General features: G+C 70.7%; 21 protein-coding genes. 8 read left to right on the top strand and 13 right to left on the bottom strand.

Annotated features, from left to right (window positions below):
- The 4 genes from ACILR4_RS25300 to ACILR4_RS25285 form a co-directional block, all read left to right on the top strand.
- Positions 1–1,206 (top strand): NAD(P)-dependent oxidoreductase (locus ACILR4_RS25300; RefSeq protein ID WP_395703671.1); only part of this gene is annotated, 1,206 nt, incomplete at its 5' end.
- A 12-nt stretch (positions 1,207–1,218) separates the two neighbouring features.
- Positions 1,219–2,532, top strand: coding sequence for an NAD-dependent dihydropyrimidine dehydrogenase subunit PreA (gene preA / locus ACILR4_RS25295; RefSeq protein WP_395703670.1), 1,314 nt, complete (start codon positions 1,219–1,221; stop codon positions 2,530–2,532).
- Positions 2,533–2,593: 61 nt separating this feature from the next.
- Positions 2,594–4,036, top strand: a complete 1,443-nt coding sequence (hydA, locus tag ACILR4_RS25290; protein ID WP_395703669.1) for a dihydropyrimidinase — start codon at positions 2,594–2,596, stop codon at positions 4,034–4,036.
- Positions 4,037–4,045: 9 nt separating this feature from the next.
- Positions 4,046–5,317, top strand: coding sequence for a Zn-dependent hydrolase (locus ACILR4_RS25285; protein ID WP_395703668.1), 1,272 nt, complete (start codon positions 4,046–4,048; stop codon positions 5,315–5,317).
- 26 nt (positions 5,318–5,343) lie between these two features.
- Here the strand turns inward: ACILR4_RS25285 and ACILR4_RS25280 are convergent, their stop codons facing one another.
- Positions 5,344–6,624, bottom strand: coding sequence for a glutamate carboxypeptidase (locus ACILR4_RS25280; protein ID WP_395703667.1), 1,281 nt, complete (start codon positions 6,622–6,624; stop codon positions 5,344–5,346).
- 95 nt (positions 6,625–6,719) lie between these two features.
- Here ACILR4_RS25280 and ACILR4_RS25275 point away from each other — a divergent pair, with 95 nt between their 5' ends.
- On the top strand, positions 6,720–7,775 hold the full coding sequence (locus ACILR4_RS25275; protein WP_395703666.1) for a GlxA family transcriptional regulator: 1,056 nt from the start codon (positions 6,720–6,722) through the stop codon (positions 7,773–7,775).
- Here the strand turns inward: ACILR4_RS25275 and ACILR4_RS25270 are convergent.
- From ACILR4_RS25270 to ACILR4_RS25255, 4 genes are all read right to left on the bottom strand, one after another.
- The gene (locus tag ACILR4_RS25270) at positions 7,772–9,745 is read right to left on the bottom strand and encodes an aconitase family protein (RefSeq protein WP_395703665.1); all 1,974 of its coding nucleotides are present in this window, start codon (positions 9,743–9,745) and stop codon (positions 7,772–7,774) included. The genes ACILR4_RS25275 and ACILR4_RS25270 overlap by 4 nt on opposite strands.
- A 13-nt stretch (positions 9,746–9,758) precedes the next feature.
- Positions 9,759–10,739: a Bug family tripartite tricarboxylate transporter substrate binding protein gene (locus tag ACILR4_RS25265; RefSeq protein ID WP_395703664.1), complete on the bottom strand. Its 981-nt coding sequence runs from the start codon at positions 10,737–10,739 to the stop codon at positions 9,759–9,761.
- Positions 10,740–10,800: 61 nt separating this feature from the next.
- Positions 10,801–12,012 carry a CaiB/BaiF CoA transferase family protein gene (locus ACILR4_RS25260; RefSeq protein WP_395703663.1) on the bottom strand — a complete coding sequence of 404 codons (1,212 nt, stop codon included), beginning with the start codon at positions 12,010–12,012 and terminating at the stop codon, positions 10,801–10,803.
- Positions 12,009–12,932 (bottom strand): hydroxymethylglutaryl-CoA lyase, encoded by a 924-nt coding sequence (locus ACILR4_RS25255; protein ID WP_395703662.1) that lies wholly within the window; start codon positions 12,930–12,932, stop codon positions 12,009–12,011. The genes ACILR4_RS25260 and ACILR4_RS25255 overlap by 4 nt, the downstream gene beginning before the upstream one ends.
- Before the next feature lie 167 nt (positions 12,933–13,099).
- Between ACILR4_RS25255 and ACILR4_RS25250 the strand changes: the two genes are divergently transcribed.
- Entirely contained in the window at positions 13,100–14,002 is a 903-nt protein-coding gene (locus ACILR4_RS25250; protein WP_395703661.1) for a LysR family transcriptional regulator, read from the top strand.
- A gap of 10 nt (positions 14,003–14,012) precedes the next feature.
- On the opposite strand, the gene ACILR4_RS25245 is transcribed toward ACILR4_RS25250, so the two are convergent.
- Positions 14,013–14,930: a LysR family transcriptional regulator gene (locus ACILR4_RS25245; protein WP_395703660.1), complete on the bottom strand. Its 918-nt coding sequence runs from the start codon at positions 14,928–14,930 to the stop codon at positions 14,013–14,015.
- Between the two features lie 75 nt (positions 14,931–15,005).
- Between ACILR4_RS25245 and lysA the strand changes: the two genes are divergently transcribed.
- Positions 15,006–16,250 (top strand): diaminopimelate decarboxylase, encoded by a 1,245-nt coding sequence (lysA, locus tag ACILR4_RS25240; RefSeq protein ID WP_395703659.1) that lies wholly within the window; start codon positions 15,006–15,008, stop codon positions 16,248–16,250.
- 30 nt (positions 16,251–16,280) lie between these two features.
- On the opposite strand, the gene ACILR4_RS25235 is transcribed toward lysA, so the two are convergent.
- Positions 16,281–17,417, bottom strand: a complete 1,137-nt coding sequence (locus ACILR4_RS25235) for an ABC transporter substrate-binding protein (RefSeq protein WP_395703658.1) — start codon at positions 17,415–17,417, stop codon at positions 16,281–16,283.
- A 138-nt stretch (positions 17,418–17,555) separates the two neighbouring features.
- Positions 17,556–18,434, bottom strand: coding sequence for a crotonase/enoyl-CoA hydratase family protein (locus ACILR4_RS25230; protein ID WP_395703657.1), 879 nt, complete (start codon positions 18,432–18,434; stop codon positions 17,556–17,558).
- 115 nt (positions 18,435–18,549) lie between these two features.
- Here ACILR4_RS25230 and ACILR4_RS25225 point away from each other — a divergent pair, with 115 nt between their 5' ends.
- Positions 18,550–20,412: an ABC transporter ATP-binding protein gene (locus ACILR4_RS25225; RefSeq protein WP_395703672.1), complete on the top strand. Its 1,863-nt coding sequence runs from the start codon at positions 18,550–18,552 to the stop codon at positions 20,410–20,412.
- A 26-nt stretch (positions 20,413–20,438) separates the two neighbouring features.
- Here ACILR4_RS25225 and ACILR4_RS25220 read toward each other — a convergent pair whose 3' ends face one another.
- From ACILR4_RS25220 to ACILR4_RS25200, 5 genes are all read right to left on the bottom strand, one after another.
- The gene (locus ACILR4_RS25220; RefSeq protein ID WP_395703656.1) at positions 20,439–21,653 is read right to left on the bottom strand and encodes an OmpA family protein; all 1,215 of its coding nucleotides are present in this window, start codon (positions 21,651–21,653) and stop codon (positions 20,439–20,441) included.
- Positions 21,650–23,413, bottom strand: coding sequence for a serine/threonine protein kinase (locus ACILR4_RS25215; RefSeq protein WP_395703655.1), 1,764 nt, complete (start codon positions 23,411–23,413; stop codon positions 21,650–21,652). Before ACILR4_RS25215 ends, ACILR4_RS25220 begins: the two co-directional genes overlap by 4 nt.
- Before the next feature lie 86 nt (positions 23,414–23,499).
- Positions 23,500–24,078: a TetR/AcrR family transcriptional regulator gene (locus ACILR4_RS25210; RefSeq protein WP_395703654.1), complete on the bottom strand. Its 579-nt coding sequence runs from the start codon at positions 24,076–24,078 to the stop codon at positions 23,500–23,502.
- Between the two features lie 134 nt (positions 24,079–24,212).
- Entirely contained in the window at positions 24,213–25,217 is a 1,005-nt protein-coding gene (locus tag ACILR4_RS25205; RefSeq protein ID WP_395703653.1) for an ABC transporter substrate-binding protein, read from the bottom strand.
- 42 nt (positions 25,218–25,259) lie between these two features.
- The coding region (locus ACILR4_RS25200; protein ID WP_395703652.1) for an ABC transporter permease at positions 25,260–25,820 on the bottom strand (561 nt) is incomplete at its 5' end.

Below are 25,820 nucleotides of genomic sequence, written 5' to 3'. Positions count from 1 at the left end.
GCGCCCTGCGCCACCGCCTGCCCCACCGGCATCGACGTGCCCAGCTTCATCCGCCGCATCGCCGAAGACAACCTGCGCGGCGCGGCCAAGGCCATCCTCAGCGCCAACCCGCTGGGCGGCACCTGCGCCCGCGTCTGCCCGACCGAGGTGCTGTGCGAGCAGGTCTGCGTGCGGACGACACAACAAGGCAAGCCGGTCGAGATCGGCCGGCTGCAGCGCTACGCGGTCGATGCGGTGATGGACCGGCCGGTGAGCGCGCTGTTCCCGCGCGCCGCGGCCACCGGCAAGCGCATTGCCATCGTCGGCGCCGGCCCGGCCGGCCTGGCCTGCGCCTTCGGCCTGGCGCAGCGCGGCCACGAGGTCGTGGTGCACGATGCGCGGCCCAAGGGCGGCGGCCTGAACGAATACGGCCTGGCCGCGTACAAGACCGCCGGCGGCTTCGCGCAGCGCGAGCTCGATTGGCTGGTGGGCATCGGCGGCATCACGCTGCGCTGCGACTGGCGGCTGGCCTCCGCCGCCCAGCTGCAGGCGCTGCGCGACGAGTTCGACGCGGTCTACCTGGCCATCGGCCTGGGCCGCACCGAGCCGCTGGGCCTGCCCGGCGAGCAGTTGCCCGGCGTGCGCGACGCGATCGACTTCATCGCCGAGCTGCTGCAGGCCGCCGACAAGGCCAGCGTGCCGGTGGGCCGCCGGGTGGCGGTGATCGGCGGCGGCATGACCGCGGTGGACGCGGCGGTGCAATCGAAGCTGCTGGGCGCCGAGGAGGTGCACATGGTCTACCGCCGCGGCCCCGAGACCATGGGCGCCTCGGCCGCCGAGCAGGACTGGGCGCAGACCCATGGCGTGACCATCCACCACTGGCTGGCACCGGCGGCCATCGAGGGCGACACGCATGTCGTGGCCGTGCGCTTTGCGCGTCAGCACCTGGTGAACGGCCGGCTGCAGCCCGACGGCACGCACCAGACCTTCGAAGCCGACGTGGTGCTGCGCGCCGTCGGCCAGAAGCTCGATGCCGCGCTGCTACAGGGCAGCGGCCTCACCTTGCAGGGCGGCCGCATCGTCGCCGATGCCGACGGCGCCAGCGGCGTCGCCGGCCTGTGGATTGGCGGCGACTGCCGCGCCGGCGGCCGCGACCTCACCGTCGAGGCGGTGGAAGACGGCAAGCGCGCCGCCGCCGCGATCCATGCCCATCTGCTGAGCACCTGACGAGGACGCACCATGGCCGATCTCTCGAACACCTTCGCCGGCATCCGCAGCCCCAACCCGTTCTGGCTGGCCAGCGCACCGCCCACCGACAAGGCCTACAACGTGCACCGCGCCTTCGAGGCCGGCTGGGGCGGCGTGGTCTGGAAGACGCTGGGCGAGGAAGGGCCGCCGGTGGTCAACGTCAACGGCCCGCGCTATGGCGCGCTGCTGTCGCCCGACCGGCGCCTGCTGGGCTTCAACAACATCGAGCTGATCACCGACCGGCCGCTGCAGCTGAACCTGCAGGAGATCCGCGAGGTCAAGCGCGCCTGGCCCGACCGCGCACTGGTCGTGAGCCTGATGGTGCCCTGTACGGAAGCCGCGTGGAAGGCCATCCTGCCGATGGTCGAGGACACCGGCTGCGACGGTGTCGAGCTGAACTTCGGCTGCCCGCACGGCATGAGCGAGCGCGGCATGGGCTCGGCCGTCGGCCAGGTGCCCGAGTACATCCAGATGGTCACCGCCTGGTGCAAGCAGTACAGCAAGCTGCCGGTGATCGTGAAGCTCACGCCCAACATCACCGACATCCGCAAGCCCGCCGCGGCGGCCAAGCAGGGCGGTGCCGATGCGGTGAGCCTGATCAACACGATCAACTCGATCATGGGCATCGACCCGGCCACCTTGACCATCAGCCCGTCCACCGGCGGCATGGGCTCGCATGGCGGCTACTGCGGCCCGGCGGTCAAGCCGATCGCGCTGAACATGGTGGCCGAGATCGGCCGCAGCCCGGACACCGCCGGCATCCCGGTGTCCGGCATCGGCGGCATCGGCAGCTGGCGCGACGCGCTGGACTACATCGCGCTCGGCGCCGGCAACGTGCAGGTCTGCACCGCGGCGATGGTCTACGGCTTCAAGATCGTGCAGGAGATGGCCGACGGCCTGTCCAACTACATGGACGACATGGGCTTCACGTCGATCGAGGACTTCCGGGGCCGCGCGCTGAAGACGGTCACCGACTGGCAGTACCTGAACCTCAACGCGATCAGCAAGGCCGTCATCGACCAGGACAAGTGCATCCAATGCGGCCGCTGCCACATCGCCTGCGAGGACACCTCGCACCAGGCCATCACCGCGGTGAAGGACGGCCGGCGCCACTTCGAGGTCAAGGAAGACGAGTGCGTCGGCTGCAACCTCTGCGTCACCGTCTGCCCGGTGCCCGAGTGCATCACGCTGCGCACGCTGGCGCCCGGCGAGCTGGACCAGCGCACCGGCGAACCGGTGAAGGCCACTTCCGCCGACTGGACCACCCACCCCAACAATCCCATGCGAAAAACCGTGCCGGCTTGACGCCGCCGCCCCTGCGGCGCACGCTCGCACCCAACGCTCTTCCGACCTGGAGTCCTGCGCGATGAAACCCCTGCTGATCCGTGGCGGCACCGTCCTCAATGCCGACCGTGAATTCCGTGCCGACGTGCTGTGCGTCAATGGCCGCATCGCCGAGGTCTCGGCCAGCATCCCGGCGCCCAGCGGCGCCGACGTGCTCGATGCCGGCGGCCGCTACGTGATGCCCGGCGGCATCGACACCCACACCCACATGCAGCTGCCCTTCATGGGCACGGTGACGCGCGACGACTTCTACTCCGGCACCGCGGCGGCGCTGGCCGGCGGCACGACGATGATCATCGACTTCGTGATCCCCGATCCGAAGGAGCCGCTGATGGACGCCTACCGCAAGTGGCGCGGCTGGGCCGAGAAGTCGGCCGCCGACTACAGCTTCCACGTCGCGGTGACCTGGTGGGACCCCAGCGTCCACAAGGACATGGGCCTGCTGGTGCAGGAAGAAGGCGTCAACAGCTTCAAGCACTTCATGGCCTACAAGAACGCCATCATGTGCGACGACGAGACGCTGGTGAACAGCTTCCGCCGCTCGCTGGAGCTGGGCGCGATGCCCACCGTGCATGCCGAGAATGGCGAGCTGGTGTTCCTGCTGCAGGCCGAGATGAAGGCCCAGGGCATCCTCGGGCCCGAGGGCCACCCGCTGTCGCGGCCGCCGGCGGTCGAGGCCGAAGCCGCGCAGCGCGCGATCGCGATCGCCGACGTCATCGGCGTGCCGATCTACATCGTGCACGTGTCCAGCGCCGAAAGCGCCGAGGCCATCGCCCGGGCTCGCGCGCGCGGCCAGCGCGTGTACGGCGAGGTGCTGGCCGGCCACCTGACGGTGGACGACAGCGTCTACCGCGACCCGCGCTTCGAGTTCGCGGCCGGCCATGTGATGAGCCCGCCGTTCCGCGCCAAGGGGCACCAGCAGATGCTGTGGCGTGGCCTGCAGGCCGGGTACCTGCACACCACCGCCACCGACCACTGCACCTTCTGCGCCGAGCAGAAGGCGGCCGGCAAGGACGACTTCAGCAAGATCCCGAACGGCTGCGGCGGTGTCGAGGAACGCATGGCGGTGGTCTGGCAGGAAGGCGTCAACACCGGGCGGCTGACGCCCACCGAGTTCGTCGCGCTGACCTCGGCCAACGCGGCCAAGCTGTTCAACATCTACCCGCGCAAGGGCTGCGTCGTCGAAGGTGCCGACGCCGACGTGGTGCTGTGGGACCCGCAGGCCAGCAGAACGCTGTCGGTCAAGACCCAGCGCTCGCTGGGCGACTTCAACATCTTCGAGGGCATGGCGGTGCAGGGCGTGGCCACGCACACCGTCTCGGCCGGCAAGCTGGTGTATGCCGACGGCGACCTGCGCGCCGAGCGCGGCGCCGGCAAGTACGTCAAGCGCCCGGCCTTCGGCCCGCAGTTCGATGCCTTGGCCCGCAAGGCGGCGCTCGACAAGCCCGTACCGGTTGCGCGTTAGGAGATCCGCATGGACATGAAGACCAAGCCCCTGCCCGAGAAGCTGAAGGCGCTGCGCATCAACGGCCCGCGGCTGTGGGACTCGCTGATGGAACTGGCACAGATCGGTGCCACGCCCAAGGGCGGCGTGTGCCGCCTGACGCTCACCGACCTGGACAAGCAGGGCCGCGACCTCGTCAGCCGCTGGGCGAAAGAAGCCGGCATGACGGTGACGATCGACAAGATCGGCAACGGCTTCCTGCGCCGGCCGGGCCGCAACAACAGCCTGCCGCCGATCGTCACCGGCAGCCACATCGACACCCAGCCCACCGGCGGCAAGTTCGACGGCAACTACGGCGTGCTGGCCGGGCTGGAGGTGGTGCGCACGCTGAACGATGCCGGCATCGAGACCGAGGCGCCGATCGAGGTGGCCTGGTGGACCAACGAGGAAGGCTCGCGCTTCGTGCCGGTGATGATGGGCTCGGGCGTGTTCGCGAAGGCCTTCACGCTGGAACATGCCTATGCCGCGAAGGACGTGGACGGCAAGTGCGTCAAGGAAGAACTTGAACGCATCGGCTACATCGGCGAGCAGGAACCCGGCGACCACCCGATCGGCTGCTATTTCGAGACCCACATCGAGCAGGGCCCGGTGCTGGAAGACCACGACAAGACCATCGGCGTGGTGACCGGCGTGCTCGGCATCCGCTGGTACGACTGCGTCGTGACCGGCATGGAAGCGCATGCCGGCCCGACGCCGATGGCGCTGCGCAAGGATGCGCTGCAGGTGGCGACGAAGCTGATGCAGGAGGTGGTGGCCTGCGCCCATCGCCACCCGCCGCATGGGCGTGGCACCGTCGGCATGGTGCAGGTGCACCCGAACAGCCGCAACGTGATTCCCGGCCGCGTGAAGTTCTCGATCGACCTGCGCAACGCGACCGACGCGCTGTGCGAGGCGATGGATGCCGACATCCGCGCCGTGGCCGCGAAGCTGGCCGCCGACAGCGGCCTGTCGATCGAGATCACGCCCGTCTCGGCCTACCCGGCACAGCCCTTCCACAAGGACTGCGTCGAGGCCGTGGCCCGCGCCGCCGAGGCGCTGGGCTACAGCAACATGCCCGCTGTCTCAGGCGCCGGCCACGATGCGGTCTACATGGCCCGCCTCGCGCCCGCCGGCATGATCTTCATCCCCTGCAAGGACGGCATCAGCCACAACGAGATCGAGGACGCGAAGCCCGAGCACATCACCGCGGGCTGCAACGTCCTCCTCCACGCCATGCTGGAGCGTGCGGGCGTGGCCGACTGAGACCGGTCGGCCGCGTCACTTCAGCGTTACTTCAACGCCACCTTGCCGGCGCCCAGGTCCATCAGCAGCCGGCTGGCGAGGTACAGGCGCGGCACGATCGAGTCGACCTCGATGTACTCGTCGCGCGCGTGGTAGCCGTAGCCGGCCAGGCCGAAGGACTCCAGCACCACCGCCTTGCCTGAACGCCCGGCGTAGCCGGCATCGGTGGCCCCGCCGGTCATCGGCGCCAGCGCGAGCGGCCGGCCGTCGAGTTCGGCATAGATCCCGCGGGCATGCTGCGCCATCGCCCGGCCCGCTTCGCTGGCCTTGTACGGCGGCCGGCCCACGGTGAGCGTGACCGTCGTCGTGGTGTCGGGCACCAGCTTCTGGGCCACCTGCTGGTTCAACGCGGCCTGCAGCTTGTCGGCAGCGTCGGGCGCGGTCAGGCGCACGTCGGCATAGGCCGAAGCGCTCTCGGGGATCTGGTTGCGCACTTCGCCGGCCTTGGCCCCGGTCCAGTTCAGCTGGGCACCCGGCACGCCCTTGGCGATGTCGCGGGTCTGCAGCAGCTGGTGCGACAGCTCGATCAGCGCATTGCGGCCCAGCTCCGGCGCGGCGCCGGCATGCGCGGCACGGCCCTTGACCACCATCTCGGCCGTGGCGGTGCCGGCGGCGCCGAGCAGCAGGGACTCCTGCTTCACCACGGCCTTGGCAGCGGTGGGCTCGAACGAGAGCACCGCGTCGTGCTCGTCGGCCAGCGTCGCGATCAGTTCGCCCGAGCCGATCGAGCCGATCTCCTCGTCGGGATTGAACAGCACGGTCAGGCGCGCGTAGTCCTTCCAGCCGGCCTCCTTCAGCAGCGCCAGCGCATGCAGGATGACCGCCAGTCCGCCCTTGTCGTCGGCGATGCCGGGGCCGTAGAGCTTGTTGCCGTCGCGCCGCATCGGCTGCGTGGCCAGCGTGCCGGCCGGGTACACGGTGTCCATGTGGGCGATCAACATCAGCCGCCGCTGGCCGCTGCCTTCGAAGCTGGCCTTGACGATCGGGCCCCCCGGCCCGCGCGTGGCCTTCAGCCGCTCGGTGCGCGCACCCATGGCCTGCAGGCGCTGCTGCAGCAGGTCGGCCAGCCGGTTCAGGCCCTCGACGTTCTGGCTGCCGGTCTCGATCTGCACCATCTCCTCGAGCGTGCGGATCACCGCCGGCTCGGCGGCGCGCGCGGCATTCAACACGGCCGCATCGGGGGCGGCCTGGGCAGTGGCGGGAAGCAGGGGCAGCAGGCTCGCGACGGCAAGGGCCATCGCGACGCCGGCCTGACGGCAAGCGCTCATGGGCAGGAACTCGGCAAGTGGAGGAGCACCCAGTCTAGGCAGGCGGGGAGAGAAATGCATGTGCCAATATCGCCATCCGGCTTGCCGATCCCGCCATGGCCACCCGCTCCGCTTCCCCATCCCCGCCGCTGCTGGATGTCCGCCTTCTCTGGCTGCCCGAGGCGCTGCCCGGCACGCTGTTCGCCGCCGCCGACGTGATGCGCACCGCGGCGCTGCTGCACCGCTTTCGCCACCCGCACGAACCTGCGCCGCTGCGATGGCGCGTCGTCGACGGCGGTGGCCGCCGCATCAGCACGCCGTTCGCGCCCGAGCCGGGCCGTGCGCCGCGTGGCCGCGCAACCCGGCAGCTGCTGTGGCTGCCCGGCCTGGCGGCCGAGGACGCGCCGCACCTGGGCGAACTGATGGCGCGCCACGGCACCGCGCTGCGGCTGGTGCGCGAGCACGCCACGGCCGGCGGCTGGATCGCCGCCTGCGCCACCGGCCTGGTGATGCCGGCGCACCTGGGCCTGCTGGACGGCCGGCGCGTCGCCGCGCCCTGGGCCTTCCAGAGCTGGCTCACGCGCGTGTACCCGCGCTGCGACTTCAGCGGCACCGAGCCGATGAGCCACCGCGACCGACTCTTCACCTGCGTGGCGCCGGCACTCACCACCGAGTTCATGCTGCGCGTGCTGGGCCAGCTGCTGGACCCCGACCTGGCCCAGGCCTGCGCGCAGGTGTTGCTGCACCAGCCCGAGCGCCAGCAGATCGCGCCGGCGCTGGCGCAGCAGCAGTGGCTGGTCCGCACCTCCGACAGCCCGGTGCACCGGGCGATGCAATGGCTGCAGCACCACATCGACGAACCCTATTGCCTGAAAGACGTGGCCACGGCGGCCGCCGCCAGCGAGCGCACCCTGCTGCGGCAGTTCCAGCTCGTCACCGGCCAGACGCCGCTGCAGTACCTGCATGACCTGCGCATCGCCCGGGCCAAGCTGCTGCTCGAGACCACGCTGCACGGCCTGGACGCCATCGCCCAGGCCTGCGGCTATGCCGACACCGCGTCGATGCGGCGGCTGTTCAAGCGCGCCGCCGGCGTCTCGATGTCCGCGCACCGCCAGCGCCATGCGCTGCGCTCGCGGCGCGCGCATTGGCAGGTGCGGGCGAAGCGGACTTAGGCGTGGCGGCGCTGCAGGGCCGCGAACGAGCACAGCTCCCCGGCAATCGCGCTGGCGGCCACCGTCTGCGGGCTGGCCAGCCACACGGCACCCGGCCCGGAGCGACCGGGGAAGTTGCGGTTGATGGCGCTGACGGTCACCTGGTCGGCCCGCTCCGATGCGCCCGGCCCGCAGTTCGCGCAGGCACCACAGGCCGGCTGCAGCAGCTCGGCACCCACCGCTTCGAAGGCGGCCAGGTAGCCCTGCGTCTCGCAGTGCTCGCGCACCGCGCGCGTGCCGCATTGCAGGTACAGCCTGACGCCCGCGGCCACCCGCAGTCCGCGCGCCGCGGCCCAGGCCAGCACCGCGTGGTACTGGTCGAAGTCTTCGCGCTTGCCGGCGGTGCAGCTGCCGCCGTAGGCGATGTCGATCTTCACCGGGTCGGGCAGCGAGGCCAGCGGAACGCCATTGCCCGGGTCACCGGGCCGAGCGACCATCGGCGACAGCGCCCCGCAGTCGATCGTGATCACGCGCTCGTAGGCCGCGTCCTGGTCGCTGTGCATCCAGTCTTCGAGCGTGAAGGCCAGGCCACGCCGCTCGCGCAGGAAGCGCACGGTCTCGTCGTCCGGCGCCACCAGACCCGTGAAGCCGCCCAGCTCGGCCACCATGTTGGTCAAGGTCGCACGCTCGTCGATCGACAGCCCGCGCACCGCCGCGCCGCCGAACTCGAACACGCGGCCGACACCGGCGCCGGCACGGATGTCTTCGCGCGCCAGCAGGTACAGCGCCAGGTCCTTGGCGCTGACACCGGCGGGCAGCGCGCCCTCGACCGCGATGCGCAGTTGCGGCGGCATCGTGAAGCGCACGGCGCCGGTGGTGAAGGCCAGCGCCATGTCGGTGGTGCCGACGCCGAAGGCCACGCAGCCCAGCGCGCCCGAATGCGGCGTGTGCGAATCGGTGCCGACGATCAGCTGCCCCGGCAGCGCGTATTGCTCTGCCACCATCGCATGCGAGATGCCCTGCGAGCCGGTGTTGCCCGCATCGCCCGCCTCCAGCGCCTGCAGGTAGCCGTGGTCGGTGAGGCCATGCCGCTGCACGAACGCGCGATGGCCCTGCGAGAGCCCGCGCACGCCGCCCACCAGGCCCTGCGCCACATGCGTCGGGCTGCGGTGTACGTAGCTCAGGTGGTCCTCGAAGCAGACGATGCTGGCCTTGTCGTGCAGCTGCAGCGCGGTGCCGTACTCCGCGTCGAGCAGATGCGCGGCCATCGCGGTGTAGTACTCGTGGATGAAGCGCAGGTCGGCGCGCAGGAAGCCGCCCTCGCCCGCCGCGCGCGGGGCCGGCAGGCCGGGTGCCTGCAGCGCATGGCGCGCGACGATCTTCTCGAACAGCGTCATCGGCCGGGCTGCCGACGGCTCTGCGGAGGCCGGCACGAAGCCCGCCGCATGCAAGCGGCCATGGCGCAGCAGGCCGCCGGCGCGCACGATGTCCGCGGCCAGCGCATCGCGACCTTGCAGCAGTTCGTCGAGGTCGATGGGCTCGCCGCGCTGCAGGCGTTCGACCAGGCCGCCATCGGTGCTGGTCAGCAGCCCGGCGTTGTCGGCGTTCTGGCGGTAGATGCGCTCGAAAGTCTCGGCAATCACCAGCCGCACACCGGCCGCCTTTTCGGCCACCACGCTGTGCTCGCGCGAGCTGCCCTTGCCGTAGCGCTGGCCGGCCACCAGCACGGTGATGCCGGCCTGGCGCAGCGCGTCGCGGCCGATCGGCCGCTCAGTGCCGGCGGTGAAGCCGGTGTGCGCATGGCGGCCCAGCGTGGCGTCGAAGTGCACCATCGCCGGCAGCGGCGAGATCTCGTCGGTGGAGATGTCGTCGCGCAGCGGGCCGGCCTGCGCGCGCGTGAGCTCCGCGCCGGCCAGCTGCGCCCGCACGCGGGCCGGGTCGCGGCTGAGGAACAGCATGCGCGGTTCGATGCGCAGGATCGTGCCACTCATCGAACCGCCGCCATCATTGCAGTTCCACACCGGCCTTCTTCACCATGGCCGCGTACTTCGTGAGTTCGGACTTGAAGAAGGCCTGCGCCTGCTCGCTGCTGCCGACGTTGATGACGTTGCCCTGCCTGGCCATCGCATCCTTCACCTCGGCATCGGCAAAGGCCTTGACCACCGCGTCGTGCACGCGCTTGACCTCGGCCGGCGCCATGCCCTTGGGGCCGATCACCGCGAACCAGGCCTCGACCACGTAATTCGGCACCCCCTGCTCGACGAAGGTGGGAATGTCCGGCGCGGCCGGCACGCGCTGCGCGGTGGCCACGCCGATGGCGCGCAGTGCGCCGCTCTTCAGGTGCGCCTGCACACTGGGCAGCGCGGCGGTGGCGAACTCGACCTGGCCCCCGATCAGGTCGGTCAGCATCGGGCCGACGCCCTTGTACGGGATGTGGCGCGCCTTGGCGCCGACCTCGTCGAGGAACATCTCGGTGGCCAGGTGCAGGATGGTGCCGTTGCCGCCGGAAGCGAAGTTCAGTTCGCCGGGCTTGGCCTTCAGCAGCGCGGTGAATTCCTTGGCGTTGTGCGCTGGCAGCTTGGCATTCACCACCAGCACCACCGGCGTGAATCCGCACACCGCGATCGGCGTGAAGTCGCCCGGCATGTTGAACGGCAGTGTCTTGTACAGGCTGGGGAAGATGACGACGTTGTTCGACACCACACCCAGCGCGGTGCCATCGGGCGCCGAGCGTGCCAGCGCCTGCAGTCCGACGATGCCGCCGGCGCCCGGCTGGTTGTCGACGACGACCGACGCACCCAGCGCCTTGGCCAGCGCCGGCTGGGCCGCGCGCGTGATGGCATCCACGCCCGAGCCGGTGGCATTGGGCAGGATGAACTTCACCACCGGCCCGCCCTGGGCCCAGGCGGGCAGCGCGGCCGACGAAGCGGCCGCGGCCAGGCTGGCCAGCGCATGGCGGCGGGTGACGATCGGGGAATGCGGCATGGTGTGTCTCCGGAGGGTTGGCAGGCGGCGTCGGGTGCGCCGTGGGGGAATGCAGCGGGCTTCAGGCGACGAGCTTGCTCGCCCGCATCGCGGCGACCTGCCCGGCGCTGTAGCCCAGCGCGCCGAGCAATGCTTCGGTGCTCTCGCCCAGCGCCGGGGGATGGTGCCGCACGCCCAGGCGCTGACCATCCATCGTGATCGGGAACAGCGTGGTCTTCACCATCTGGCCGGCCTTGTCGCCATCGGGCACGCGCACGTCGGCCAGGCCGCCGGTGGCCAGCAGGTGCGGGTCGTCGAACAGGTCCTCGGGCCTGCGGATGGGCGCGAAGGGCAGTCCGGCGCGCTCCATGCGCTCGGCCAGTTCGGTCGCGCTGCGGTGCGCCAGGCGCTCGGCCAGCGTCTTCAGCAGCATTGGCCGCTGACGCACTCTTTGGTTGTTGGTGGCCAGCTCAGGATCGGCCTTCAGGTCGGGCAGGTCCAGCGCGTCGCAGAAGCCCTGCCATTGCGCGTCGCTCACGGCGGCCAGGAAGATCTGCTCGCCGTCCTTGACGGTGAACACGTCGTACACGGCCCAGGGGTTGTCACGCGCGGGCATCGGCTGCGGATGCCTGCCGGTCATCGCGAACTGCAGCATGTGCTGGCCCATCAGGAACACGTTGTTCTCGTACAGCGCCGACTGCAGCGCCATGCCACGGCCGGTGATGCCGCGCTGGATCAGCGCGCCCAGCACCGCGATCGCGCCGAACAGTCCGCCCATGATGTCGTTGACGCTGGTGCCGGCGCGCAGCGGGTCGCCGGGGCGGCCGGTCATATAGGCCAGGCCGCCCATCATCTGCACCACCTCATCCAGCGCGGTGCGGTGGTCATACGGGCCGGGCAGGAAGCCCTTGTGGCTGGCGTAGACCAGGCGCGGGTTCTCGGCGCTGAGGCTGGCGTAGTCGAGCCCGTACTTCTGCATCGTGCCGGGCTTGAAGTTCTCGATGACGACGTCGGCCTGGGCCGCCAGCTTGCGCGCCAGGGCGGCGCCTTCAGGCCGGTGCAGGTCGATGCCGATGCTGCCCTTGTTGCGGTTGAACATCGGGAAGAAGCCGGCGCCGGCGCCCAGCAGGCGGCGCGTGCCCTCGCCTTCCACCGGCTCGATCTTGACGACCTCGGCACCCATGTCGGCGAGCACCATGCCGCAGGTGGGGCCCATCACCATGTGGGTGAACTCGATCACCTTCAGGCCGGCCAGCGGCTGCGGGACCGCGTTCGTCCTCGTGTCCGCGCTCATGCCAGGGCCTCCGCGCGCAGCGTCTTGGGCAACCCGGCGCGCCACAGCGTGCCGTGCAGGGTTTCGCCATCGAGCCATTGCGCCGCCTGCGCACGCAGCGCCAGCAGCGCATCGATGTCCACCCCGGTGCTGACGCCCATGCTGGCGAACAGCCAGGCCGCGTCTTCGGTGGCGATGTTGCCGCTGGCGCCCGGCGCATGCGGGCAGCCGCCGATGCCGGCCAGGCAGGCATCGAAGCGGGTGATGCCCAGGTTCCAGGCCGCCATCAGGTTGGCCAGGCCGAGGCCGCGGGTGTCGTGGAAGTGGCCGCAGTTCAGCTTGTCGCCGGCCACGCGCAGGGCCTGCTCGAACAGCCTGCTCACCATCAAGGGATCGGCATAGCCGACGGTGTCCGCCAGGCCCACGTGGTCGGCACCGGCCTCGAGCACCGCCTGCACCAGGCGCAGCACCTCGGCCGGCTTGACCTCGCCCTGGATCGTGCAGCCGAAGGCGGTGGACAGGCCCACCTCGATGCGACAGCGCGAACCGCTGCTGTTGCGCAGGTCCACGATACGGGCGATCTCGGCCACCACCTCGTCGGGCGTCTTGCGCAGGTTGGCCAGGCTGTGCGCATGGCTGGCCGACAAAGGCAGCAGCATCAGGTCGGCCTGGACCTCTATCGCGCGCTCGGCGCCCTTGAGGTTGGGCACCAGCACCGAGGTGACGAGGCCCGGCAGGGTCCTGGCCACGGCCACCAGCTCGGCCGTGTCGGCCAGCTGCGGCAGCAGCCGCGCGGGCACGAAGGAGCCGACTTCGATCTCGCGCAGGCCAGCGGCATGCGCGCCGCGCAGCCAGGCCAGCTTGTGCTCGGTGGGCAGCACGCGGGCAATGCTTTGCAGGCCATCGCGCAGGCCGACTTCGCGCAGGATTGCAGAACTCATGGCAGGGAACTCTAGGCGTTCCACGGTGGATGCCAAGCGGTATTTCGTCAGCCTTGCCGTTCCAATCCGTCACGCCACAATCAGGGCATGTGGCCCCCAAGCTCACTGCGTTCGCGGCCCCCCGTGGGGGCGCTCGGCTCCTCCGGAACGGCCGCGCGGAGCCGATGATGTCGCGGCACTTCGATCCCGTCTCGCTACGCCTGTTCGTCGCCGCCTGCGAGGAGGGCAACATCGCCCGCGCGGCCGAGCGCGAGGCCATGGTGCCCTCGGCGCTAAGCAAGCGCATCGCCGCGATCGAGTCGGCCGTGGGCACGCCGCTGCTGCAGCGCGGCCGCCGCGGCGTGAGCCCGACGCCGGCCGGCGAGGCCTTGCTGCGCCAGGCGCGCGACCTGCTCGGCGCGATGGACCGGCTGCAGGCCGAGCTGAGCGAATTCAGCGCCGGCGCCCAGGGCAGCGTGCGGGTGATGGCCAGCGTCTCGGCGCTGGCCGAAGGCCTGCCCGACGACCTGGCCAGCTTTCTCGCGCAGCACCAGGCGGTACGCGTCAGCGTCGACGAGCGCCTGAGCCACGAGATCATCCGCAGCGTGCGCGAAGGCAGTGCCGACCTCGGCGTGCTGTGGGACCGCACCGACTTCGGTGGCCTGCAAACCCGGCCCTACCGGCACGACCACCTGTGCGTGGCGCTGGCGCCGCAGCACCCGCTGGCACGCCGCCGGCGGCTGCGCTATGCCGAGACCCTGCCCTACCCCGCGATCGGCGTCGCCCCCGGCGGCCTGATGGACCAGCTGCTGCGACGCCAGAGCGCGCTGGCCGGCCACACCACCGCGCACCGCATCCAGGTCTCCAGCCTCGACGCAGCCTGCCGCATCGTGGCCGCCGGCCTGGGCCTGGCCATCCTGCCGCGCGAGGCGGCCGAGCCGCACGCGGTGGCCAGCGGGCTGGTGATGGTGCCGCTGACCGATGACTGGTGCGAGCGCCGCTTCGTCATCTGCAGCCGGCCCGAGGCGACGCTCTCGGCCACCACGCGGCTGCTGGTGGCGCACCTGGTGCAGCAGGCGCAGGCGGCCTGAAGCTGCGCGCTCAGGCTGCGGACTTCAGCCGCAGCCGTACTGCCGCCGCCGCCTCGCGCAACGCCGCGACAAAGGCCTCGCGCAGCGGGCTCGGCGGCCGCAATTCGGGCAGCACCAGGCCGACGTGGAACGGCACCTTCACGGCCAGTGGCCGGATCTGCAGTGCATCGCCCGCCAGCTCCAGCGCGGTCAGCGGATTCACGATGCCCACGCCCAGGCCCTGCCGCACCAGCGCGCACACCGCCACTGCGCTGCCGGCTTCCAGCGCCATCACGCGCGGCACGCGCTGCGCGGCGAACAACGCATCGAGCTGCTGGCGGTAGGGGTCCTCGGGCGCCAGGCTGACGAAGCGCTGGCCCTTGAAGTCGGCGAGCTTCAGCGCCTTCTTCGCCAGCAGCGCATGGCCGGCCGGCAGCACCGCCACCTCGTGCACCTGCAGCAGCGGCAGCAGCGTGGTGCCGGGCGGCGCCTCGGTCTGCTCTGTGAGACCCAAGTCGCAGCGCTGCTCGGTCAGGCTTTGCTCCAGCAGCGGCGACTCGATCGGCGTGATCGCCACGCTGGCCTGCGGGTGCGCGGCCGCGAAGCGCCGCACCGCTTCGGGCAGCAGCGCATGGGCCAGCGCCGGCAGGCAGGCCACCGCCAGCCGGCCTTCGGAGAAATGGCGCAGCGCGGCGGCGGCGGCGCCGATGCGTTCGAGCCCGATGTACGAGCGCTCGATCTCGTCGCGCAAGGCCAGCGCCCGCACCGTCGGCCGCAGCCGGCCGCGCACGCGGTCGAACAGGCTCATCTGCAGCAGTTGCTCCAGCCGCGCCAGGTCGCGGCTGACGGTGGGCTGCGAGGTGTGCAGCAGCTCGGCCGCGCGCGTCACGCTGCCGGCCAGCATCAGCGCGCGGAAGACCTCGACATGGCGGTGGGTGAGCGACGTCATGCCCATATCCGGAATGAATGGATGACCGACGATACGCTATTTGCCTGCATGCGTTTGGCTCGGCATCATCGCGGAATGAATCCGTTTGCCCCCGCCCTGCTGCGCACGCTGGCGCAGACCCACGGCACGCCGCTGTGGGTGTACGACGCCGCGACCATCCGCAGCCGCATCGCCGAGCTGCGCGCCTTCGACACCATCCGCTTCGCGCAGAAGGCCAATTCGAACCTGCAGATCCTGAAGCTGATGCGTGCCGAGGGCGTGCAGGTCGACGCGGTGTCGCTGGGCGAGATCGAGCGCGCGCTGGCCGCGGGCTACACCGCCAGCCGCAGCAGCACTTCGGGCATCGTCTTCACCGCCGACGTGATCGACCGGGCGACCTTGGCCAAGGTGGTGGCCGAAGGCATCCCGGTCAACGCCGGCTCGATCGACATGCTGCACCAGCTGGGCGCCGCGTCGCCCGGCCACCGCGTGTGGCTGCGCATCAACCCCGGCTTCGGCCATGGCCACAGCAACAAGACCAACACCGGTGGCGAGCACAGCAAGCACGGCATCTGGCATGCCGACCTGGCCGCCGCGCTGGCCGCGATCCGCCAGCACGGGCTGCAGCTGGTGGGCCTGCACATGCACATCGGCTCGGGCGTGGACTACAGCCACCTGCAGCAGGTGTGCGACGCGATGGTGGCGCTGGTGGCCAAGGTCGACCTGCCGATCGAAGCGGTGTCCGCCGGCGGCGGGCTGTCGATCCCGTACCGGCCCGGCGAGGCGCGCATCGACACCGCGCATTACCACCAGCTGTGGCACGCGGCGCGCCAGCGCATCGAGGCCGCGCGCGGCCATGCCATCCACCTGGAGATCGAACCCGGCCGCTACCTGGTGGCCGAGAGCGGGGTGCTGCTGGCCGAGGTGCGCGCGACCAAGCGCATGGGTTCGCGCTTCTTCGCGCTGGTCGATGCCGGCTTCAACGAACTGGCGCGGCCGGCGATGTATGGCGCCCACCACGAGATCAGCGTGCTGGCCGCCGACGGCGTCGACCGTGCCGCGCTGCCGACCGTGGTGGCCGGCCCGCTGTGCGAGTCGGGCGACGTGTTCACGCAGGGCGACGGCGGCGTGGTGCTCGAGCGCAGCCTGCCCGAGGCCCGTGTCGGTGACCTGCTGGTGTTCCACGACGCCGGGGCCTACGGCGCCTCGATGTCCAGCAACTACAACAGCCGGCCGCTGACGGCCGAGGTGCTGGTCGACGGCGGCCAGGCGCGGCTGATCCGCCGGCGCCAGACCATCGGCGAGCTGCTGGCGCTGGAGAGCGGGCTATCGCCTGATTGACGCGGCCGACGGCCTGCGTTCAGCGCGCGTTCAACCCGCCAAGCGGCCGAAGCGGTCGACCACCACCAGGTCGACGTACTGCGAGCCCTGTGGGTTGCGCGGCGTCAGACTGACGCGGTAGCCGCCCAGGTCGGCCTCCAGGCGCGCGACAGCATCGAACAGGCCCTGGCGTGTCGCGGCACCGGCGCGCGCGGCCTGGCGCGCGGCTTCCACCGCGACGCGGCCGGCGATGTAGCCCTCCAGCGTGGTCGGCCCCAGCCGCGCGCCGCCGCCCGCGGCGGCCAGGTCGAGCTGGCACTGGTTCACCACGCCCAGGCCCAGCGCATGCGGGCGCGGCACCACCAGGCTCATCACCGCGCTGCCACGGGCGGTGGCCAGGCCCTCGATCAGGTCCTGCCCGGCCAGCGAGGAAGCGAAGTACATGCCGCGGAACTGGGCCCGGTTCATCTGCTCGATGATGGCCAGCACCGGTTCCGCATGGGCCGCGAAGACGATGGCGTCCAGCGGCGTGGCCAGCAGCTGCTGCACCAGCGGCAGGGTCGAGGTGGCCTGGCGCGCGATCGGCAGCGACAGCACGGCCTGCAGGCCGCTGCGGGCCAGCGCGTCGGTCATCGCGCCGAGGTTGGCCGGCGAGGTGTCCTGCAGGTAGACATGGGCGACGCGCCGGAAGCCGTAGGACTGGATGTAGCCCGCGATGCGCCGGTACTCCTGGTCGAAGCCAGCGCGCACATGGGCCACGCCGGCCGGCACTTGCGCACGCAGGCCCATGCTGCCGCTGGCCGGGCCGATCAGGGCCACCTGCTGCCGCGCGACCAGGTCCAGGCAGGCTTCGGCGCCCAGCCCGCTGGTGAAGCCGACCAGCGCCGCCGCGCCCTGGTCGACGAGTTGCCGGGCGTTGTCGGCGCAGCGTGAAGCCTGGCCGCCGTCGTCCAGCGTCAGCAGCTCGAACTGCAGGCCGCGCGGGCCTTCCTGGCGGTTGGCGCCGGCCAGCGCCGCGGCCAGGCCGACGCGGATTTCGCGGCCATGGCGCGCCGTGCTGCCGGTGAGCGAGGCCGACTGGCCGAAGCGCACGACGCGTGCGGTGCCCGCTGCGGCCGATCGCGCCATCGGCGCCGCCGCCATCGCGAGCCCCGCTGCCAGGCCTTGCCACACCGCGCGCCGCTTCATGCTTCCGCTCCCGTCGAGTCGACGCGCCCGGGCGGGCCGCCGTTCCTCAGTTTCGACGGCGGGCGCTGCGGGTTGAGCCGGTCTTTCGCAGGATTACCGCTGAGGCATCGTGTTACGCCTTGGGACGGCGCCGGACGCTCACCACCAGGGGTAGAAGAAGTCAGGCATGCCGCTGGACACCTGCTGGGTGAAGCGCGCCGGCCGCTTCTCGCGGAAGGCCTGCACGCCTTCGCGCCCGTCGTGCCGGCTGGTGTGCAGCACGGCCAGCGATTCGATCGCATGCGCCTCGCGCGGGTGCGGCAGCGCCGGGTTGCGCAGCAGCATCTGCCGCATCAACGCGATCGACACCGGGCTGCGCTGGTCGATGTAGCGGTGCGCCGTGCGATGCGCTTCTTCGAGCAGTTGCGCGGCCGGCACCACGGCCTTCAGCAGCCGGCCCTGCAGCGCCTGCTCGGCGGTGAGGATGTCGCCGGAATACACCCAGTCGAAGGCCTGCTGCGGACCGACCAGCCGCGGCAGGAACCAGGTGGAGCAGGCCTCTGGCACGATGCCGATGCGGCCGAACACGAAGCCGATGCGTGCGGCCTCCGACGCGAGGCGGATGTCCATCGGCAGGGTCATCGTCGCGCCGATGCCGACGGCCGCACCATTGATCGCGGCGATCAGCGGCTTCTGGCACTCGAACATCGCCAGCGAGACGCGGCCGCCGGTGTCGCGCACGCGGTGCACGATCTGCTCGTCGTCCCAGCGCTGATGGAGTTCATCGAGCGAGGGCGACAGCGTCTCGTCGAGCCCGAACACATTACCCTCGGCCGAGAGGTCCATGCCGGCGCAGAACGCGCGCCCGGCGCCGGTGACCACCACCGCGCCCACCGCATCGTCGGCACTGGCGCGCTCGAAGGCGTCGATCAGCTCGTTGGCCATCGTCACCGTGAAGGCATTGAGCTGCTCGGGGCGGTTCAGCGTGAGCGTCAGCACGCGGTCGTCGATCTGCCAGCCCAGCGTTTCGTAGGTCATCGTGCGCGCTCCTGAGTTCATCGTCGAGGGGATCGAATCCAGCATACGGCGCGGCGCTTGGTGATGACGGTCACATCGGTGACGGATGCGCCGCACTACGCTCGCCCCCCTCATGCTGTTCAGCTGGTTCGAAAGACTCGTCGACCCCTACCCGGACGCGACGCCCCCCACGCCACCGAAGGGCTTCTTCCCCTTCCTGTGGGCGTGCAGCTGGGGCCTGCGCCGCTACATCGCCGCGATGATGCTGTTCACCGCGGGCATCGGCGTGTTCGAGGCGCTGCTCTACAGCATGCTCGGCAACATCGTCGACTGGCTGAGCCATGTGCGGCCCGAGCGGCTGTGGGTGGACGAGCGCGCGCGCCTGCTGCTGCTGGCTGTCGTGCTGGTCGGCAGCATGGGGCTGGTGGCGCTGCAGTCGATGTTCAAGCAGCAGGCGCTGGCGGGCAACTTCCCGATGCGGCTGCGCTGGAACTTCCACCGCCTGATGCTGGCGCAGAGCATGGGCTTCTACCAGGACGAGTTCGCCGGCCGCGTGGCCGCCAAGGTGATGCAGACCGCGCTGGCGGTGCGCGACACCTGGATGATCGTCTGCGACATCCTGGTGTTCATCGTCATCTACTTCGTCACGCTGGCCGCGGTGGTGGGCAGCTTCCATGCGTGGATGCTGGCGCCGCTGCTGGGCTGGCTGGGCCTGTACCTGCTGACCTTGCGCTTCTTCGTGCCGCGGCTGGCGCGCGTGGCCCAGGCGCAGGCCGACGCGCGATCGCTGATGACCGGCCGCATCACCGATGCCTACACCAACATCGCGACGGTGAAGCTGTTCGCGCATGCGCAGCGCGAGGCCGCGCATGCACGCGGCGCGATGCAGGAATTCCTCGGCACGGTGCAGCAGCAGATGCGGCTGGTCACCGGCTTCGAGATCGTGATCCACGGCCTGAGCATGGCGCTGACCCTGGCCACCGCCGGCATGGCGCTGTGGCTGTGGACGCAGGGCCAGGTGGGCGTCGGCGCGGTGGCCGCGGCCACCGCGATGGCGCTGCGCCTGAACGGCATCTCGCACTGGATCATGTGGGAGATGGCGACCTTGTTCGAGCATGTGGGCACGGTGCAGGACGGCATCACGACGCTCGCGCGGCGGCAGAGCGTGGTCGACGCACCGGACGCGAAGCCGCTGGTCGTGCGCCGCGGCGAGATCCGCTTCGAGCACGTGGACTTCCACTACGGCGGCGACAAGCCGGTGATCCGCGAGCTGAACCTGCACATCCGCGCCGGCGAGAAGATCGGCCTGGTCGGCCGCTCCGGCGCCGGCAAGAGCACGGTGGTGAACCTGATCCTGCGCTTCTACGACGTGGCTGGCGGCCGCATCACGATCGACGGCCAGGACATCGCGCAGGTCACGCAGGACAGCCTGCGCGCGCAGGTCGGCATGGTGACGCAGGACACCTCGCTGCTGCACCGCTCGGTGGCCGACAACATCCTCTACGGCCGCCCGGGCGCCACCGAAGCGCAGATGCTGGCCGCGGCGCAGCGCGCCGAGGCCGACGACTTCATCCAGACCCTGTCCGACCCCAATGGCCGGCGCGGCTACGAGGCGCAGGTGGGCGAGCGCGGCGTCAAGCTGTCCGGCGGCCAGCGCCAGCGCATCGCGATCGCCCGCGTGATGCTGAAGGACGCGCCGATCCTGCTGCTGGACGAGGCCACCAGCGCGCTGGACAGCGAAGTCGAAGCCGCCATCCAGGCCAGCCTGTACCGCCTGATGGAAGGCAAGACCGTGGTCGCGATCGCGCATCGCCTGTCCACCATCGCCGCGATGGACCGGCTGGTGGTGATGGACAAGGGCCGCATCGTCGAGGAAGGCGACCACCGCAGCCTGCTGGCCCGCAACGGCCTGTATGCGCGGCTTTGGGCACACCAGAGCGGGGGCTTCCTGGGCGAGGAAGCCGACGACGACGAGGTGCCGCCCGCGGTGGCTGCATGAAGGCGCGTCGTTAGCGCGCCTTCAGCTCAGCACGCGTTTATTTTGAACTCGACGCGGCGGTCGAGCGAGTCGCTGGCGTCGTCGGTGCCGGTGCCGATCAGGTTCTCGCGGAAACCCACGCCACTGGACTTCAGGCGGCCGACCAGGGCCGGCGCCTCGGCTTCCAGCTTGCGCTGGATCGAGGCGGCGCGCTGGGCCGACAGGCGGTCGTTGAAGGCCTCCGAGCCGGTGTGGCTGGTGTGGCCGACGATGTCCATGCAGACCTTGGTTTGCGCGGCCTGGCGGGCAATCTGGCGCAGCCACAGCTGGTACGGGCCACTGATGTTGGCATCGGCCCAGAAGTCGGTGCTGCCGGGGTTGAACAGGAACTTCACGCCCAGCGCCTTCGACGCCAGGCCGAGGGCCACCACCTTGCCGAAGGCGGCTTCGGCCTCGCCGACGTTGCCCAGCTTCCAGTTCGACAGGTACACGCCATTGAGCGAACGCATCTGCTCGCCCGCCGGGGTGGCCAGCGATTCGCGGTACAGGCCCAGCGCATCCTGGTAGCGCTCGGCGTTGTACAGCGTGGTGGCTTCCTGGATCATCGCCGTGGCCGCAACACGCTCCAGATAGGCGCTATCGGCGGGCTGCCCCGGCGCGGTCTGCGCGGTGCGCATGTAGCCTTCGACGACGCGGTCCTTCAGCATCAGCACCGGCGTGTCGCGGTAGTACGGCGTGGGCGTGGTGTCGAAGTTCTCGTCCTTCGCGCGCGCGGAGGCCTGGGCGACGACCTTGCCGGTCTTCATCTCGGCCATCGCCAGGTGGATCTGGAACACGCCGCGGGCGTTGTCCATGCGGGTGATGGTGCCCACCAGCAGGTACTGTGCGCGTCCCAGGCTGGCCTGGGCGAAGGGCAGCACGTCGAACTGCGCGGCATGCACGCGCAGGCGGTCATTGACCTTCTGGTCGAGCTGCCGCGTCAAGGCGGTCTGCTGGCCGGAGGCAGCGTCGAGCGAGGGATCCATCAGCACCGGGCGCTTGACCGGCTTTTCCAGCCGCGACAGCAGCGTCTCGGGCGGCTTGACCTGCGCCGCCAGGCTGTCGGTGGCCGCGGCCACGGCCTGGTCCAGGCTCAGGGCTTCCACCACCTCGCGCACCACCGGCGCGGGGGGCGGGGTCTGGCAGGCGCTGATCAGCAGCAGGCTGGCCACGGCCAGCGTGGTGACGCAAGCGGCCCGCAGGGCTCCTTGGCGTAGGCTCATTTACCGCACTCCTCTTTCAGGATGCGCCGGTCGGCCGCCGTCAGCGTCTCGCCGATCGATACGCGTTGGATGATGTCCGCGCAGCGGGCATTCGAGGAAATTCTAGGCGAGGCACTCGGCGCCGCAGGTGACGGCTCGGTGGCACGGGGCGCCGGTTCGACCCGGTGCGGCGGCTTGGGCACATGCACCACCGGCGGCGCTGCGGCCGGCGGCGGCACCGCATGCACCGTCGTGGAAGCGGCTGGCATCGGCGGGGACGCGACAGGCGCCGGTGCGGAGGCAGCGGCCGCCGGCGCAGAAGCGGCCACGGATTCGGCCACGGGTTCGGCCACCGGCCCGGCCGGCGTCACCACGGCCGAGGCGGCCTCCGCCGGGGGCGGCAGCGCAGCCGGCTCCGAGGCCACGGGTGCCGGGGCCGGGGCCTCCAGCGCCGGACTGCTGGCGGGCGGCTCGGGTGTTGGGGCCGGTGCGCTGCCGCGATCGTTCGCGAGCTGCCGCCACACGCCCAGCGCGAACAGCACCAGCAGCACCGCGCCAATCCCGATCAGCAGCAGGCGGGGACTCAGCTGCGGCAGGCGCATCGGCCCACGCGGCGTGGCCGGCAGCGCGCGCTGCTTGACGGTCGGCGGCAGGGTCTGCGCAGCCTTGGTGGGCTTGCCCCCTTTCACGGCGGGCATCGGCAGCGGCAGGCTGGCCGCGGCGCCGGGCTGGCTGCGAGTGGCGGGCCGGGTCCAGGGCTCGGCGTCGGGCGCCATGCGCGAAGGCAGCACGATGCGGCCGGAGTCCTGCGACAGCTCGATGTCCATCAGCGCGCGCAACTCGCCAATGGTCTGCGGCCGGCCCTGCGGCTGCACCACCAGCATGCGGTCGATGGCCTTCAGCAGCCGGTCGCCGTAGCGGCCGGCCATGCGCTGCGCGAGCGGCACGTAGTCGTCGGCCACCAGGCGCGTGACCGAGGCGCGCGGCACCACGCCGGTGATCGCGAAATGCAGCACCGCGCCGAGCGCATAGATGTCGGTCCACGGGCCCTGGCCGATGCCGGGCATGTCGCCGTACTGCTCGATCGGCGCGTAGCCCGGCTTCAGGATCACCGTGACGGCCTTGGTCATGTCGCCAATCACGCGGCGCGCGGCGCCGAAGTCCAGCAGCAGCGGCCGGCCTTCGTCGACCAGCAGGATGTTGTCGGGCGCGATGTCGCGGTGGTAGCACGAGGCGCCGTGCATGTACTCCAGCGCCGCCAGCAGCGGCTGCAGCAGCTCGCGGATCCAGCGCTCGTCGGGCGCGCGGTCGCTGCTGAGCAGTGCCTGCTTCAGCGTGATGCCTTCGTAGAACGGCATCACCATGTAGGCCGTGCCATGGGCCTGGAAGAAGCGGTGGACCTTGATCAGCGAAGGGTGGTCGAAGCTGGCCAGCAGCTTGGCCTCGTTGATGAAGCTGCGCAGCCCGGCCTCGAAGGATTCGGCGTAGCGCGGGTCCTTGAACTGCACCCGCATGTCACGCCCGCGCCAGGCGATCGAGCTGGGCATGTACTCCTTGATCGCCAGGCGTCGCTGCAGCGAGTGGTCCCAGACCAGGTAGACGATGCCGAAGCCGCCTTCGCCCAGCACGCCGCTGATCTCGTATTCGTCCAGGCGCAGGCCGACCGCGAGCCGGTTGCCGGACACCGGCAACGAGGCATCGAGGTCGAGATCGGGCTGAACCGACGAGGGCGCGAAGGGCGGCCGCGGGTCGTCGTCAGGGGGATGCCGGACTGCGGTCATCGGCGTTCAAGGCCTGCACATCCCGCAAGTGTCGCGTAGTTCGCCCGATTCCTCGACCCACGATCGGAGGGCGGGCCGGGCCGCGCTCACGCCCCAAGGCCGCAGCCGCGCAGGATCAGGCCGACCACGTGCTCGGTGGCACGCTGGTGGTCGCGGGGTTTCAGCTCGTCGCGGCCCAGCACCGCGCGCACCTGCACGTCGAAGTCGGCGTAGGTCTGCGTCGCGGCCCAGATCGTGAAGAACAGGTGCGTGGCATCGACCGCGGCCATGCGTCCCTCGGCGATCCAGCCTTCGATGACCGAGGCCTTGCGCCGCACCATCAGCCGCAGCTGCGTGCGCATGGTCTCGCCCAGCACCGGGGCGCCATGCAGCATCTCGTTGGCGAACACGCGCGAGGCATCAGGCCGCTCGCGCGACATCCGCATCTTGGCGCGGATGTAGTGCTCCAGCGCCTGGCGCGGATCGGCCTCCGGCGTGATGCCGTCGATCGGCACCAGCCAGTCGTGCAGCGTGCGTTCCAGCACCGCCGCGTAAAGCTCCTGCTTGCTGCCGAAGTAGTAGTGCAGGTTGGCCTTGGGCAGGCCGGCTTCCTCGGCGATCTCGGCCATCGTCGCGCCATTGAAGCCGGCCCGGGCGAACACCCGCTCGCCCGCGCCGAGGATCAAGGCTTCATTCGCCTGCCGGATCGCCCCTTTGGCGCCACCGTCCAGCCCAGCAGGCGCCGCGGATCCGGCTTCGCCGGTCCGCAGGCGCCGCCCCCCTGGGGGGGAGGCGGCAGCAGGCCGCTCTGGGGGGGGCCTCACTTCTGTGCGGCGTCCCAGATGACGTGGCTCATCGCTGCCTTGCCCGGGTCCTTCTTGATCACCGGCTGGCTGCCACCGGCCAGCAGCACCTTCACCGTGCGCTCATAGGCGGCCGGCTCCAGGTAGCCGATCTTCGGCGTGCCGGCGGTGCTGATCAGCGTGGCGACGTTCTTCATCTGGCGCGTCTGCACCGGCAAGGTGGCACTGCCGGAAGGATCGGCCGCGACGACGATCTTGGCTGCCTCTTCGGGGTTCTTCACCGCGTCGTTCCAGCCCTTGAAGGTGGCCTTCAGGAAACGCGCCATCTTCGCGACGAAGGCCGGGTCCTTCAGCTTCGACTCCAGCACGTACAGGCCGTCTTCCAGCGAGGCCACGCCTTCCTTCTCGTAGAAGAAGGTGACGAGGTCGCTTTCCTTGACGCCGGCATCGATCACCTGCCAGTACTCGTTGTAGATCATCGTCGAGATGCAGGCCGCCTGGTTCTGCAGCAGCGGGTCGACGTTGAAGCCCTGCTTCAGCACCTTGACGTCGACGTCGGGCTTGTAGCCCAGCTTGCTCATCCAGTTCAGGAACGGGTACTCGTTGCCGCCGAACCAGACGCCCAGCGTCTTGCCCTTGAAGTCCTTCGGGCTGGAGACGCCGCTGGCCTTCTTGCAGGTGAGCATCAGGCCGGACTTGTCGAAGATCTGCGCGATGTTGACCAGCGGCACGCCGGCCTCGCGGGCGGCCAGCGCGTCGGGCATCCAGTTGACGATCACGTCGGCCTGGTTGCCGGCGATCACCTGCACCGGCGAGACATCCGGGCCGCCCGGCTTGATCGTCACGTCCAGGTCGGCGGCCTTGTAGTAGCCCTTGGCCGCGGCCACGTAGTAGCCGGCGAACTGCGCCTGCGGCACCCACTTCATCTGCACCGTCACCTTGTCGGCCGCCTGGGCACCAAAGGCAGCGAACACGGCCAGCGCCGCCAGCGCGAAGCGAATCGAGCGTTTCTGGGTCTTCATCAAAGCCTGCTCCTGTTGAAATGGTGGCCGCATCATGCCGCGCTAGCGCGCCGAGCGGACCGAGCGGACCGAGGGATGCCAGAACGCAACGCGGCGTTCCAGCTGAACCAGCAATGCATAGGCGACCGAGCCGGTGACCGCCGCCACCACGATGGCCGACCACACCAGCGCCATGTTCATGCGCGCCGCCTCGGTGCTGATGCGAAAGCCCAGGCCCTGGGTCGGCGAGCCGAAGAACTCGGCGACGATCGCGCCGATCAGCGCCAGCGTGGCATTGACCTTCAGCGCGCTGAAGAGGAAGGGCATCGCAGTCGGCAGGCGCAGGTCGAGCAGCGTGCGGCCATAGCTCGCGGCATAGGTCTGCATCAGTTCGCGCTCGAGCTTGCCTGCGGCCTGCAGCCCGGCCAGCGTCGACACCAGCATCGGGAAGAAGGTCATCAGCACCACCACCGCGGCCTTGCTCGGCCATTCGAAGCCGAACCACATCACCGCGATCGGCGCCACCGCGACCAGCGGCACCGTGCTGGTCAGCGAGGCCAGCGGCAGCAGCCCGCGCTGCAGGAAGGGCGCGCGGTCGATCGCGACGCCGACGCCAAAGCCCAG

The organism is Aquabacterium sp., assembly GCF_044226965.1.
GTDB lineage: Bacteria > Pseudomonadota > Gammaproteobacteria > Burkholderiales > Burkholderiaceae_C > Pseudaquabacterium.
The sequence above is the reverse complement of the archived record's forward strand: the minus strand, read 5'-3'. Positions and strand labels throughout refer to the sequence as shown.